Origin of the sequence: Microcoleus sp. A006_D1, assembly GCF_036702805.1 — a bacterium.
Classification (GTDB): domain Bacteria; phylum Cyanobacteriota; class Cyanobacteriia; order Cyanobacteriales; family Microcoleaceae; genus Microcoleus.
The window spans coordinates 386,019-399,370 of the sequence record NZ_JAUBVZ010000001.1 but is presented as its reverse complement, the minus strand read 5'-3'; the positions used below and the strand labels follow the sequence as shown (position 1 = coordinate 399,370).

Here is a 13,352-nt window from a genome sequence, read left to right as displayed (position 1 = left end):
CTGCACCGCCGCCTCATCAGCTACATCCCTAATTTTTCCGTTGTTAACCGCCCCAAACTCACGCCAATTGTAACGAAATATTACAAGATAACGCTAAAGCAGCATAGAGTCTTGACAGCAAGAAAGTAAGCCGCTATTCTGATATACATACCCGGGTAAGTCAATTCACTGTCATATGCAAGAAAAGCAAAAAGTTACACTGTATCTTCCACCTGAACTGCATCGCCAGCTCAAAATCAAAGCCGCAGTAGAAACAGAACCGATGTCATCAATTGCAGAAAGGGCAATTGTCTTTTACCTAGGAAACCCCGAACTGGTTGACGAAGTAGAAGCCTCCTACGGACAAACCCACCGGGTGTACACTTGTCCAGAATGCACGGGTTCAGTAGTAATGCGAGATGGAGAACTGGCATCACTAACAAGTCAGCCAAGCGTATTGGCTGAGCAGGATCTTCCAGTAAAGCAAGTGTCAGGCGTCAGCGCCAGCACAGCCCAACCGGGAGAGGAAGAATTGGTTCCCTGCTAAGAATGCCTTGCTTCCCCAAAAACCTAGAACTGAAAATTTCAGTAACAGGGCTAAAGGTAGCATTGAGATTCAGCAAAGATAGCACCGTCTCTAGTGGGTCGAGGAATATGCAAGAAGAGATCAGTATTCTAATCCAAGCTCAATATCCTCTGATCTACCTCGTGACATCCGAGGAAGAGCGGTGTGAGCAAGCAATTTCGACAATAGCTCAAGCCAAACCACAGCGACGAGTATTTATCTGGACTGTAACTCACGGCATTGTAGAGTACGGTCAACCCCGCACCACCACCCAACACAACACCGTCTCCCCAGAGGCAGCAATTGAATGGGTAATCAGGCAGCGAGAACCAAATAGCAACGCTAGCATCTACATTTTCAAAGATTTACATCCTTTTATCGATTCTCCTCCGGTAACGCGGTGGTTGCGCGATGCGATCGCCAACTTCAAAGGAACACAAAAGACAATTATACTGATGTCTCCTTTGCAGCAAATACCGATCGAGCTAGAAAAGGAAGTAGTGGTATTAGACTTCGCGCTCCCAGACATGAAGGAACTAAACCAAGTATTGTCTAGCCAGTTGGAGCAAACAAAATCGAAACGCATTACCACAGAAGCGCGAGAAAAACTTTTAAAAGCAGCCTTGGGATTAACCAAGGATGAAGCTGAAAAAGTTTATCGCAAAGCCCAAGTTTGCAAGGGATGCTTGACGGAAGAGGAAGTAGACATTGTTCTGTCGGAGAAAAAGCAGCTAATTCGGCGCAACGGCATTCTAGAGTTCATTGAAGAAGACGAAACCCTGGATGCAGTCGGCGGGTTAGAAGAGCTGAAACGGTGGCTCAGACAGCGTTCCAACGCATTTACCGAAAGGGCGAGAGAATACGGTCTCCCCCAACCAAAAGGGATGTTAATTCTCGGTGTACCGGGATGCGGAAAATCGCTGATTGCCAAGACTACCTCCCGCCTCTGGGGACTGCCCCTGCTGCGGCTAGATATGGGTAGAGTCTACGATGGATCGATGGTAGGTCGATCGGAAGCCAACCTCCGCAACGCCCTCAAAACCGCAGAATCCATCTCTCCAGCCATCCTCTTCATCGACGAACTAGACAAAGCCTTTGCAGGAGGCACTGGTTCGGCAGACTCAGACGGAGGCACCTCCAGCCGGATTTTCGGTTCTTTCCTGACTTGGATGCAAGAAAAGACTTCCCCAGTCTTCGTAATGGCAACAGCCAACCGAATCGAGCGGTTGCCGGGGGAATTCTTGAGGAAAGGCCGGTTCGACGAGCTCTTCTTTGTAGACTTACCTAGCAAAGAAGAACGCCAAGATATATTTAAGATTCACCTGTCAAAGCGGCGCCGGGAAATTACTCGCTTCGATTTAGAGCAACTTTCCAATGTTTCCGACGGCTTTTCAGGTGCAGAGATTGAGCAAGCGCTAGTAGCAGCCATGTACGAAGCCTTCGCTCAAGATCGAGAGTTTACGCAGCTTGACATCATCGCGGCCATTAAATCCACAATGCCACTGTCTAAAACCATGACCGAACAGGTCAGCGCCCTCCGAGATTGGGCGAGACAGCGCGCACGGCCCGCTGCGTCTTCCGTCGCTGAATACCAGCGAATGGAATTCTAAAAGCTTTCTCCTGGTCCAAACAGGAGCAAAGGCTAGCAACAGCTAGCAGTTCGATTGAAGAGCCGCCCAGCGGCACAGTTAAATCCAGACCGTTGTTGTTTCTCTCTCAGTTTTATTAGGAGGAAATCCAATGTCTCACTTTAGCACTCTGCGTACCAAAATCACTGATGCCGAAATCCTGAAAGCTTCCCTGCGCGACTTGGGCATTTCAGTCAAGTCCGAAGCTGATGTTCGCGGCTATAACGGCCAGCGCGTTCGCTCCGACATCGTGGCGATTCTGGAAGGCGAATATGACCTGGGTTGGTCTCGCAATAGCGACGGCTCCTTTGACTTGATTGCCGACCTGTGGGGCGTCGCCAAAAAGCACAATCAAACTGAGTTAATTAACTCCATCAACCAGAAGTACGCAGTTAACAAGACCTTGGCAGCAGTCAAGCAGCGCGGTTTGCAAAACGCCAACGTTAAGTTGGTAGTGCAAAATTAATCGCTCTGCGCGTTTCCAAGCTCGCGGGTTAACCAAAAACAGGTTAACCCGTTTTTAGCTAACTAAGATGTAGAGTGGGGTTTTTGACCCGCCACATTTTTTTAGCAACCCCAAGCAGCAGCTCTCAGGTTGAGATCTGCTGCTTTAATGCTGGGCTAGCTAATGCTTCTGGGAAGTGTCGATCGTTTGTTGATAGATTTCAATCATGCGATCGACTTTGCGTTCCCAATCAAAATTCTCCCGAACCCGCTCCCATCCAGCCATACCCATACTCTGCCGCAATTCTGGCGACTGAGCGAGCTTCAGCATCGCCTCAGTCAATCCCTTGATAAAGCCTTCTTTAGAAACTGGTTCTACTAAAATACCGCAAGTGGAATCGATATAATCCATCGGGCCGCCCCAATTCGTCGCAATGACGGGCAAGCCCACTGCCATTGCCTCCATTACCACCGAGCCCCCAGGCTCCCGCAAACTTGGCAGCACCAGTGCATCGGCTTGTTGCAGTTTGAGAGCGCACTGCTCCTGAGACAGCCAGCCGCTAAATACAATCCTGCTGTCGAGACTTAAACGAGCTGTTTGAGCTTCGAGTTCCCCTCGCATCTCCCCATCGCCGATGATTTCCAAAACTGCATCTGTTTGAGCGGTGACGGCGGCGAAAGCTTCTAACAGTAAGTCTACCCCCTTCCAGTCTGCCAACCGCCCCAAGAAAACAAAATGAACTTGTTGATTTGCCTGCTTTGATGCGGTAGATTCCGATCGCCATACCGAGAAATCCACACCGTTTTCCACAAGTTCAATAATTTTACCCTGCACCCCAGTCGGAAGTGCTTGCTTCGTGCGATCGTTTGCCACCAACAGCGTCTCGGCTTTGATTTTACCCGGCAAAAGACGATTGAAGAAATCGACGAACTGGTGACCGATCGCGATTAAAATATCAATGGTCGGATTTTGGCGCGATCGTCCGAATCCCGGAGGAAATTTCACAGCCGTGTTCAGCGGCCCCATCGCTACAGGCGCCCCCAATCCGAACATCAGCGAAGGAAATTTTGCCGAGACTGGTGTCGGCTCGTGTACGACATCAATCTGGTGTTCGCTCACCAGCCGCCGCACAATGCGCCGCTGTAGCACTTGGGTGTAGAGGTGATTGAGCAGGCCTAAAGTAGGTGCACCTAACCTGGGAGGCAAAAATCCCCCCCAAAAGCTGAGCAGCCTGTGTACCCAAGTGTCCGGTACAAAGTGCATTCGATCGCCCTCGGATGGAAACAGCGCTGCAAGTTCGGGCTGAGTGCGCGCGTGCACTACTAACCACGTCTCTATTTGGCGCGATCGAAGTATCCGGAAGTAGTTCAGCGGCAGCAATGCCTCGCCGCCGAATTTAGTTGAGGCATTTTGAGCAACAATTAAAACTCGCATAACTTGTCCTCCTCCTAACAGGATTAACAGACTATTTAGAATGAGAAGCTGCTTTTTCGACAATCATTTTTGCATAAATTTCTATCATCTTTTCAGCCTTGCTATCCCATTCAAATTCTTTTGCCTTTTCCCTCGACTTCGCCGACATCCTTTCCCGCAACTTATCGTCTTCGACCAAAATTGTTATTTTGTTCGTTAATTCTTGAGTGAGATACTCTCTAGATTTTGGCTCGATCTTAAAGCCTGTTTCTTCTGTTACATATTCCCCGATACCGCCGTTATTTGGGACAATGCAGGGCAGACCGCAAGCCATCGCTTCCATAACCACTGCGCCGCCAAACTCCCTGATCGAAGGAAAGCAAAAAATATCCGCCTGTCGGTAATATTCAACTGTTTGTTCTTGACCTACCCAACCCGCAAACGTAACTTTTTGTCCTAACTTAAGTTCTCGTACTTGGTTTTCTAAAGAGTTTCTTTCTTGCCCGTCACCTACTATGGTTAAGTGGACTTTCTCTTTAACGCTGGGATCTAATCTACTCACTGCTTCTATGAGAATGTCCGCACATTTGTAGGGAACTAACCGAGCCACAAACAGTAATTCGATCTGGCTCCCATTTTTTACTTTTTTGGTTTCTGTTAAAAAACTACTGGCAATACCGTTTTCATAAAACAGTTCAATTCGACTGTCGGGAAGGCCAAACATATCTTTGACTAGATTCAAAGTATATGTCGAACCTGCTAAGATTTTATCAGCTTTTTTATAAGTTTCCACGTAACCCGGTATTAATGCACGGCCCACCGCTCGGAAAAAGTTTAGGTAAGCATATTCCTGTTTGGCTATTTCTTCAAACCCTGCGGGAAAAGGAACGCCGCCATTCACTGGCCCGATGATTACTGGAGTGCGGGCGCAAGCTTTAACTACTTTGAAAGGGAACCGCGGCTGCATGGGAGTTATCGCATGAACTAAATCATAATCTCCTCTCTTAATTCGCTCTTTGAAAGTTTCATAAACTCTCTGATTGAATTCTGCATAAACTGGATAACCTAAAACATTAGCTAAAGGCCAGTTATTTTTGCCTCTCATTGTCAGGCGCTCTACCACTAGGGGGAAGTATTTTTTGCTCAGTTCACTTTCGGCTATATAAGTAATATTTGTGTGTTCTTTTAACTTTGACAGGGGGTCTTTATTTCTTTCGTGGGTAACCAGAGTTACATCTGCCAATTTGCTAATTCCTTGGTAAAATTTGTAACCTACCAAAGGTACCGATGCCGCCTCGGGGTTGCACTGCTCTACAATTAATAAAACTTTTAATTTTTGGTTGTTCATGGGTGGGATGCCTTTGTTTATCGCTCTATCTATATTTGTCAGTCCTGGACGCATTTCTGGCAAAGAAACCGGGTTTTTAAATCGAGATTGAAGGTTTTAAGCAAATATTTTGGTTAAAAAACCAGGTTTCTCGCTACCCGTGCGATCGCGAACTATTTGTAAGTTGAGTTTTCAATCAATTACTTGATCGGCTGCGGTTTTTTTTTAGTCGCGTGTTGGTGTAAAGGTTGGGGGAAAAACCGCCTCTCTACCAAAACGCGACTCGGGAGTACAGGGGAGAAGTTGCAGAAAAAACAAGTTAAGTGGATGGTGGCTGACCTACTTAGTAGACTTAGCACTGATTCTAACTTGATCAATTGATGGATTTGAGGTCTTGTATTCAATCAAGCTGCTGCGCTGTCCCAGCAATCGGCGCTGGTGAAACTGAATCTGACCTTGCAACTGAGGAAATCTGCCGATCGCGCAAGATATAGCATAAAGTGCAGCATCCTGGGCTGGCAAACTCCGATCCTGCTGCATCCGGCTGTAAATTCGGTAAATAAGTACCGGGTAGCCGGCGAGCAACCACAGGCTCCACCCGTGAGTGAACCAGGCTGTACCCAATGCTAGCACTGGCAAAACGAATCCCCAAAACCAGATGCTGAGGGTGTCTTTCACCCAGTGGCGTTCGGGGGTGTTCCCGTGCAGCCAGGAACCTTCGGCGTAGGCGTGACCTGCTCTTTGAGAGCGCTTCCACCACTGGTCAAAACCTGTCATTTGGGCGTCGTGCAGGGTCATTTCTGCATCTAAGCGCTCGATTTTCCAGCCGTTTTGGCGCAGCCTCACGCACAGTTCCGGTTCTTCGCCGGCTATCAGGGCGGGGTTGAAACCGCCGACTTGCTCGAATGCTTTGACTCGCATCATAGAGTCGCCGCCGCAGGCTTTGGCGTCGCCAACTGGCGTGTCCCACTCTATGTCGCAGAGTCGGTTGTATGCTGTGGCTTCGGGGAATTTCTCGCGCCGCCGCCCGCAGCAGGCTGCTAATTCTGGTCGGGCTGCGAGTTCTTGCTGGGCTTTCTGGAGCCATCCGTCAACTATGGAGCAGTCGCCGTCTACAAATTGGACAAATTCGGTGTCGGGAGCTAATTGCCCCAGGCGGGCAAATCCTTCATTTCTGGCGCGTGCTGCGGTAAATGGGATAGATAGGTCTAGTTCTACTGTATCGGCTCCGAGCGATCGGGCTAATTCCAAGCTGCCGTCTGTGGAGCCGGAATCGACATAAACCACCACAGCTTCTTGGACGAGCGCTGACTGCAAGCACGCTCGGAGCCGATCGCCTTCATTCCGCCCGATCGCAACCAATCCAACTTGTTTCAAAGTTTACCTCTTAAATTAGACTTGGGAGCTGTTATTTTAATATTTTAGTAACAGTTTAGCTAACTTCACAATATCTTTATATAATCCATCCGAGCGAGTTCCTGTCTGAGCGTGTTCAACAACTGGTAGCCGATCGTGCAATTTACTGGTTAACCTACATTTCAATCGAAATCTTTAGGAAAGCGAAGCTGCTGGGAAAACCATTTTGGGGAAGCGCATCAACTGCTACAGAAAGCAGGAAAAATGAATTGTTGATGATGCTGTGAGCGCCGCCAGAAATCGCTACTGCAAGCTGTAGGTGCGTGGGATTTCTAGTACAGGTTGCCGTGGCGCAGGAGAAATTCGGTTTATTCTGCGGGACAAAGGGCCGCAGAATTTGATGTCGCAGAATCTGGAATATCCCCTAACGCATCGCAAAATGGCGGAGGATTTTCGGAAAAATCGATCTAATCATTTTCGCGTTCTTTGGTAGATTTCAGAATCTTGGCGGGGATGCCGACTGCTGTTTGACCCGCCGGCACATCTGACAAGACAACAGCGTTAGCACCGATATTCGCGCCATCTCCCAAACTGATACCGCCGAGAAGTTTAGCACCGGCGCCGACGTTGACTCGCGTTCCCAATTTTGGGGCTTCTAATGGGCGATCCAAGTACCGATTTCCTAAGGTTACACCTTGGCGGATGATGCAGTCGTCCCCAATGATACAGTAGCCGTGAATGACGATCGCCCCTTGATGTTCCACAATCACCCGGCGGCCGAGTTTAACGGTGAAGGGCAAGTCTATCCCGTAAGTATTGCGGATTTTGCGGTAGAGCGATCGATACAGAATGCTCAACGGAGCCCGGAACAGTTTTGGTTCTACCTGCATCCTCCAGACGCCGAACCTTTGAACTGCTACGGCGCGAAATCCCGGTTTTGTCCAGTCGCGTCCGTGAGCGATCCAGTCTTCTTTGATTTGTTGCCAAAGTCCCAATTCTGGGGTTTCTATTTGATTAGCAGTTTCTGTGAGTTCCGGCTGCGCTACCATAATTTATTCGGGCGATCGGTTATTTGTTTAGTTTGGCACAGAGTGATTTGACTGTGTGGCACTTATCTGCAAATATTCTAATGCCATCTGCAAAGAATTGATATCGATGCGGGTGGGAGTGGCTGCAAACTTTCTAGCTTGTTGTTTAAAGTCTAGTTCTGCGATTAAGTCTTGTGTAATTTGACCGCTAACGGCACACCAATTTCCGCCTACAGCTCCGACAATATTTCGGTACATATCGACTACGTAACCCGGATGAAATAATTCTATCAGCTTAACTTGGTAACGGTTTAATACCAAATGGGACAGAGCTGCCCCGTGTACTCCCACTATAATTTTAGCATTTGTTGCTACCGACCATTGTTCGCCAATCGGGATGTCTTCAAAGTAATATTTACGAAATCCATATGCTTGCAAAAATTGTTCTACTTCGCTTTCGTTGATTAAACTTCTGGCTCCTTTACGAGCAATAAATATTCTTTCGGGAGTTTGGTGGTTCCACCTCTCAACATCCAATTCGCCGAATAAAGTAGTGTACCATCCGTCATAAGAGTACGTATGGTTTTGGCTGGCTAATATCAGCTTTCCGTCAATATCTTTGTCCGTACACAGCACGGATGCTCCGAGCAGGTTGTAAATATTTTTGGCTATGCTGGTAGCATTCGATCGCAAAACCACTGTGATTTTGTCGCAAACTTTTTTGGCTGCTAAAAGTTGGGGTACTACGCCAGTCATCATGTGGGCTATGTTGCCGTCTGTTTCGTAGCGGGAGTCTAAAATGTACGAGCCGTCAACTGGCATCGGTGGGGTTAATTTTCTGTAGATTTTTTGGTAAATATTGCCGCTATTTATTTTAATTGACCGGGTTGAGCCTTGGCGAACCATGATTTCTACGGAGGGTCTTTCTAACAAATATTCCGGCAAGTTAATTTCCATGATATCGGGCTTCCACGCACTCGCCAATCGCGTGGGGTAGGTAAACATTTTCGATGCTGGTATTGGTATGGATCGGCCAGATAGTACAGTGCTTTTTTCGGTTTCGCTGTTCATTGAAATCACCTGCGGATATTGCTGTATTCTGCGCTCCCATAGGCAATTATTTTTGAAAGCGCCTATTTTTATCGAGTGCGCTTTGTGCGCGCCATGAATGAAAAATTGAGAACGGAAACTTTAAAAACATCGTGAAAAAAGCTGGCGCACATTCTCAGAGCATCAATTTTTAAATTTTCTATCCTCAATTTCCCCGAGTCAGGCCGTTAGCCTCCTTTGAAAAATACGCTGTTGGACATGAAATCGCTCAGCATATTGGGCGGATCGGTATCCGGCTTGCGCTGAACAACCCGCCGCATTCTCCAAAAAACAAAACCGGAAGCCCAGAATAAATCGGCTAATGCTGTGTACAACCAACCGTAGTTTTTGACAAAGTACCGGCGCCGGGAATCGTACCAGTATTGCGGCAGTCGCTTAGTCCGAGGTTGAAAGTTATTGACGCCGGAACTTTGCCCGACGAGGTGCACGACTCGGCTTTCTGGTACGTACCAGCAACTCCAGCCTGCTCTGTTAGCTTGCAGGCAAAAGTCCATTTCTTCGTAATACATGAAATATGCTTCGTCCAGCAAGCCAACTGCTTCAAATACTTGGCGGCGGACGATCGCGGAAGCTCCTGCTACCCAGTCTGTTTGGCAAGTTTCTTGAGGGACTGGAGGGGCTACTGCCCACCTTGCTAGCAGTTTTGATACAAACCCGAGCCGCCAGCCGAAATCGAACTCGCTGGCTAGGGTGTGAAACCTAAACGCTGACTGCTGGGGAGTACCGTCTGGATCTTCCAAGCGACTGCCGGCAATGCCTGCTTCGGGGTGGGAGTCCATGAAGTTCACCAGTGCTTTCAGAGCTCCGGGGCGAACTACAGTGTCTGGGTTGAGCAGCAGGATGTAAGGGGGGGGATTGCTGGATTCTAGGGCGGGACGGATCAGGGCGTTGTTGCCGAAGGCAAATCCGCCGTTGCGCTCTAGGGGCACGAAGGATGCCCAATCGCTCCAGCCGAATGCGGCTATGGCGGCGGGTATTTCTTCGGTAGAATTGTCGCCGGATGCGTTGTCGCCAACTGCAACCCGCGTACCTGGTAGAGATTGCACTTCGCTAACTAGAGAGCGCAAGCAGTCAATTGTCAAACTAGCGGTTCGGTAGTTAACAATGACAACCAGCAGTGGATACGGGTGATTGGGCTCGCTGGCGTTGGACATAGGTGCAGTTGTTGGTTTAACAACTTTTTAGCTCAAGTTGTGCCGCTATGGCAAGATCGATCGATCGCCCGTTCCGGCTGGTATCGCCTACTTTGCCGATCGATCCAACATTTTTAACAAAAGCTGCCACCGCTGGCGGTGCATTTCTTGGTGAGTCAGGCTGCGAGCCTTTTTCAGAGCTGCCATGCCCATATTTTGCAGTAAATTCAAGTTTTCTCCCGACTGTTTGAGCAAGTTTGCTAAAGCAGCGGGGTTATCGCAATTGGCGATCGAGCCTGTGATGCCGTTTTCGATGCAGTCGCGCAGTCCGGCTGTGTTGTTTGCCAGTACCGGTAGGGCCTGGGAATAAGCATCGTAGACCACTCTGGGCTGTTCGTCTGAGAGGCTGGGAACCACAAGAGCATGATATTGTTGGAACCGCTCGAATAATTTTGGGCCGTAAGGAAGGGTTCCCAAAACTTCGATCTGTGCCGATTTTTGCAGATCCTTGCTGGCTGCTTGGCAGTTGCTTAACAGCTCGCCTTCACCGAGGATGTCCAGCTTGACGGCAATGTTTTGCTCGTCCAAAATTTTCATGGCTTCTAGGAGAACTAACAGGCCTTTATCTGGATGCAATCTGCCTACAAATACTATTTTTAGTTGTTTGGGTGAGGCAGAAAGTTTTTCGTGCCATATTTTGGTCGCGTCGCCGTCGGAAATAATATTTGCTTCATCGATCCACGAAGCATTAATTATGTAACTTGGTTTGTGCCGTTTGGTTAATAAACTCTGCTGGTATTCTGACTGTGTAAAGATTGTCAAGTCGGCGCTGTTGATGCACCAGCGATTTAATGTTTCCGATAGGTTAGCCAGAATTTTGGCTTTGATGCTGGCAGCGGTGCCCGGTTGCAGCCGCCAGGGTGCGGACTCGACTACGATCAGGTATGGTTTGCGCTGGAGCAGGGCTATTGGCGTCACTAACCACGCCATCGGAATCGGCCAGCCTGCTACGCCGCTGTGTACGAGATCTGAAGAGGCGATCGCGCCCCAAAGTTGGGCAACCGTCGTCGGCAGCAGCAATATTGCTTTGGCGTAGCTATTTTGCCAGGGCAGGTCAATAAATTTAGCACCGGCAAATGATGGTTCCTTCTCCACCTCTATTGTGTTTCCTGTGGGGGTTTCTAGCGCGCTTGGAGATGCTAGGGTGAAGTTTTTCAAATACTTGAAGTGTTCGGTTAAGTCTTTTGCCCACAATCGATCGAGATACCTGCTGCCTTTGGAGTCGCAGGAAGATTTGATGTTGAGGACGAGCAGGTAGCGCTGCTCGATCGGCTTCAAGGGCGGTTCTGTGGCCCCATGTTCTCTGGTATTTAACGAGGTGGATGTCATGGAATACGCTGTTAGGGAACACTATACTAGATATTTTAAATACCTCTTCATGTAAATATTTGTATGAATGGATACTTTTAATAAATGTCAAACTTATCGCGAAACAATACTTCTACCATTTCTCAAAATTCTTGCTCCCAAATAATGGTTGGGTTTGTTTTCTTAACCCTGCTTGTCAGGTGCGGCTCTGTGAGGTCTATTTTTATTTAAACCTTAAAAAATTGCTCCGCACCCTACGACTACTATTGCAGAGTTTGGAGAATTGGTATCAAGTCAATACTTATAGCCTTTCTCAGAAAGATGAGGTACGCGAACGGCATAGGGCTATGGGCTATGGGCTATGGGCTATGGGCTATGGGCTCCGTGGGCTCCGTGGGCTCCGTGGGCATACCTCACCACGCTTGAGAACCGCTATAAGTCAATCTGAAATCTCACCGCTGAGCTTCAAAGTCGATATTGTCTGTAGGCTTGACTTGCGGCTCGGTGCAGCAGCGAATGTCGGTAAATTAACCCGTTCGTGTCATCAGAATAGCCGCCCCCAATCACGCAGGCAACGGGATATCCGCCAGCCAAACACGCCGTCAAAACTTGCATTTCCCGACGAAATAAGCCCGTATCAGTTAAAGCTAATTTTCCCAGTTTGTCGCCATGGTGAGGGTCTACTCCTGCATCGTACAAAACCAAATCTGGCTTGACATTTGACAGCAAATCTGGTAAAAATTTATCCAGGGTTTGTAAATATTCGTCGTCCTCCATACCGATCGGCAAAGGTACATCTAGATCGCTCTTTTGTTTGGTGCCGGGAAAATTGACTTCGCAGTGCATCGAAAAAGTAAAAACGCTGCTGTCATCTTGGAAAATTACGGCGGTTCCGTCTCCTTGGTGCACGTCTAAATCGACAATTAAAACTTTGCGAACTAAACCAATTTTTTGCAAGACGCGAGAGGCGATCGCCAAATCGTTGAAAATACAAAAACCAGACCCAAAAGCAGGGAAAGCGTGATGAGTTCCACCCGCAGTATTGCAAGCTAAACCGTATTCTAAAGCTAGCTTGGCAGTTAGTACCGTCCCTGCAACCGCAGTACAAGTGCGGTTAGCAAGGGCCCGACTCCAAGGCAGACCAATTCGCCGAATCGCTTTGGCATCGAGCGTCCCGTTGCAGTAAGCTTGAACGTAGTCGCGATCGTGGACTAATTCAATCCATTCTTGAGGGGGAAGTTCGGGAGCATGAAATTGCGATTTATCTGCTACCCCGTCCGCGAGCAACATTTCGTAAAGCATTCGGAACTTTGCCATCGGGAAGCGGTGATCCGGGGGCAGGGGTGCAACGTAATCTTCGTGGTAGATAATTGGTAAGTCCATTAAGATGATTGTAGAACGATTGAATCTCCAATTGACAGCCTGCTATTTCAGATTTAAATTCGCTGGAGAACCTTTATATGCAACTAAAAACAGTCTGGCAGTCCGGCAGCAACAACCCCGAAAATTCTGACTGCCTAGATCGTATCAGTCAGTGGTGGGGAAACCTCAACGGCAAAGAAATTAGCTGGGTAGAGCGACTGATTCCGCAAATCGGCGGTCTCAGCGAAATTCACTGGCATCCCCAGCGTTTTGACGAAACATTTGTGATAGTCAATCCCGAAATTCGCGAGGATACTCTCTATTGGTACACACCCGCTTCTCCTGTCCAACGTAACAACACAGTTCAAAAACTAGAATTAGACAACCTGCAACAGCAATTGTACATCTATCCTCAGTTAGAATCAGAACTGGTAATTCGCATAGGATTTCCCGAAGTTAAATATCAAACACTTGAATTAAACAATCCTGAAGTCGCCTTGGGGGAAGATAATATTTTGCTGCTGTGGGCGGCTGACCGAGAACTTGAAATTAAAATCTCCCTTAGCCCGGAAAATATTGCTAAACTTAAGGAATTGCTGGCATAGAAAAGACTGGGAAAAGAATTGATACGGCAGAGC

12 protein-coding genes are annotated in these 13,352 nt (G+C 48.1%); 4 read left to right on the top strand and 8 right to left on the bottom strand.

Going from position 1 to position 13,352, the window contains the following annotated elements:
* Positions 1-175 precede the first annotated feature (175 nt).
* From QUB68_RS01610 to QUB68_RS01600, 3 genes are all read left to right on the top strand, one after another.
* Positions 176-526, top strand: coding sequence for a hypothetical protein (locus QUB68_RS01610; protein ID WP_332988750.1), 351 nt, complete (start codon positions 176-178; stop codon positions 524-526).
* Between the two features lie 107 nt (positions 527-633).
* Entirely contained in the window at positions 634-2,154 is a 1,521-nt protein-coding gene (gene ycf46, locus QUB68_RS01605) for a stress-responsive protein Ycf46 (RefSeq protein ID WP_332988747.1), read from the top strand.
* A gap of 130 nt (positions 2,155-2,284) precedes the next feature.
* Entirely contained in the window at positions 2,285-2,638 is a 354-nt protein-coding gene (locus QUB68_RS01600) for a DUF1257 domain-containing protein (RefSeq protein WP_006635781.1), read from the top strand.
* A 159-nt stretch (positions 2,639-2,797) separates the two neighbouring features.
* On the opposite strand, the gene QUB68_RS01595 is transcribed toward QUB68_RS01600, so the two are convergent.
* The 8 genes from QUB68_RS01595 to QUB68_RS01560 form a co-directional block, all read right to left on the bottom strand.
* Positions 2,798-4,051, bottom strand: a complete 1,254-nt coding sequence (locus QUB68_RS01595; protein WP_332988746.1) for a glycosyltransferase family 4 protein — start codon at positions 4,049-4,051, stop codon at positions 2,798-2,800.
* Positions 4,052-4,082: 31 nt separating this feature from the next.
* On the bottom strand, positions 4,083-5,378 hold the full coding sequence (locus QUB68_RS01590) for a glycosyltransferase family 4 protein (RefSeq protein WP_332988744.1): 1,296 nt from the start codon (positions 5,376-5,378) through the stop codon (positions 4,083-4,085).
* A gap of 318 nt (positions 5,379-5,696) precedes the next feature.
* The gene (locus tag QUB68_RS01585) at positions 5,697-6,734 is read right to left on the bottom strand and encodes a glycosyltransferase (protein ID WP_332988741.1); all 1,038 of its coding nucleotides are present in this window, start codon (positions 6,732-6,734) and stop codon (positions 5,697-5,699) included.
* Between the two features lie 446 nt (positions 6,735-7,180).
* Complete coding sequence (locus QUB68_RS01580; protein ID WP_332988739.1) at positions 7,181-7,762, bottom strand: serine O-acetyltransferase; 582 nt, start codon at positions 7,760-7,762, stop codon at positions 7,181-7,183.
* 27 nt (positions 7,763-7,789) lie between these two features.
* Entirely contained in the window at positions 7,790-8,812 is a 1,023-nt protein-coding gene (locus QUB68_RS01575) for a glycosyltransferase family 61 protein (RefSeq protein ID WP_332988737.1), read from the bottom strand.
* Positions 8,813-9,018: 206 nt separating this feature from the next.
* Complete coding sequence (locus QUB68_RS01570) at positions 9,019-10,005, bottom strand: glycosyltransferase family 2 protein (protein ID WP_332988735.1); 987 nt, start codon at positions 10,003-10,005, stop codon at positions 9,019-9,021.
* 87 nt (positions 10,006-10,092) lie between these two features.
* Complete coding sequence (locus QUB68_RS01565; protein WP_332988734.1) at positions 10,093-11,373, bottom strand: glycosyltransferase; 1,281 nt, start codon at positions 11,371-11,373, stop codon at positions 10,093-10,095.
* A 444-nt stretch (positions 11,374-11,817) separates the two neighbouring features.
* Complete coding sequence (locus QUB68_RS01560; protein ID WP_332988732.1) at positions 11,818-12,735, bottom strand: histone deacetylase family protein; 918 nt, start codon at positions 12,733-12,735, stop codon at positions 11,818-11,820.
* Between the two features lie 77 nt (positions 12,736-12,812).
* Here QUB68_RS01560 and QUB68_RS01555 point away from each other — a divergent pair, with 77 nt between their 5' ends.
* Complete coding sequence (locus tag QUB68_RS01555) at positions 12,813-13,319, top strand: hypothetical protein (RefSeq protein WP_332988730.1); 507 nt, start codon at positions 12,813-12,815, stop codon at positions 13,317-13,319.
* Positions 13,320-13,352: the final 33 nt, after the last annotated feature.

Bases quoted from the DNA above. Each gene is read 5' to 3' on its own strand.
- QUB68_RS01580 (WP_332988739.1), bottom strand. From the start codon at position 7,762: ATGGTAGCGCAGCCGGAACTCACAGAAACTGCTAATCAAATAGAAACC.
- QUB68_RS01555 (WP_332988730.1), top strand. From the start codon at position 12,813: ATGCAACTAAAAACAGTCTGGCAGTCCGGCAGCAACAACCCCGAAAAT.
- QUB68_RS01595 (WP_332988746.1), bottom strand. From the start codon at position 4,051: ATGCGAGTTTTAATTGTTGCTCAAAATGCCTCAACTAAATTCGGCGGC.
- QUB68_RS01560 (WP_332988732.1), bottom strand. From the start codon at position 12,735: ATGGACTTACCAATTATCTACCACGAAGATTACGTTGCACCCCTGCCC.
- ycf46 (WP_332988747.1), top strand. From the start codon at position 634: ATGCAAGAAGAGATCAGTATTCTAATCCAAGCTCAATATCCTCTGATC.
- QUB68_RS01610 (WP_332988750.1), top strand. From the start codon at position 176: ATGCAAGAAAAGCAAAAAGTTACACTGTATCTTCCACCTGAACTGCAT.
- QUB68_RS01570 (WP_332988735.1), bottom strand. From the start codon at position 10,005: ATGTCCAACGCCAGCGAGCCCAATCACCCGTATCCACTGCTGGTTGTC.
- QUB68_RS01600 (WP_006635781.1), top strand. From the start codon at position 2,285: ATGTCTCACTTTAGCACTCTGCGTACCAAAATCACTGATGCCGAAATC.
- QUB68_RS01575 (WP_332988737.1), bottom strand. From the start codon at position 8,812: ATGAACAGCGAAACCGAAAAAAGCACTGTACTATCTGGCCGATCCATA.
- QUB68_RS01590 (WP_332988744.1), bottom strand. From the start codon at position 5,378: ATGAACAACCAAAAATTAAAAGTTTTATTAATTGTAGAGCAGTGCAAC.
- QUB68_RS01565 (WP_332988734.1), bottom strand. From the start codon at position 11,373: ATGACATCCACCTCGTTAAATACCAGAGAACATGGGGCCACAGAACCG.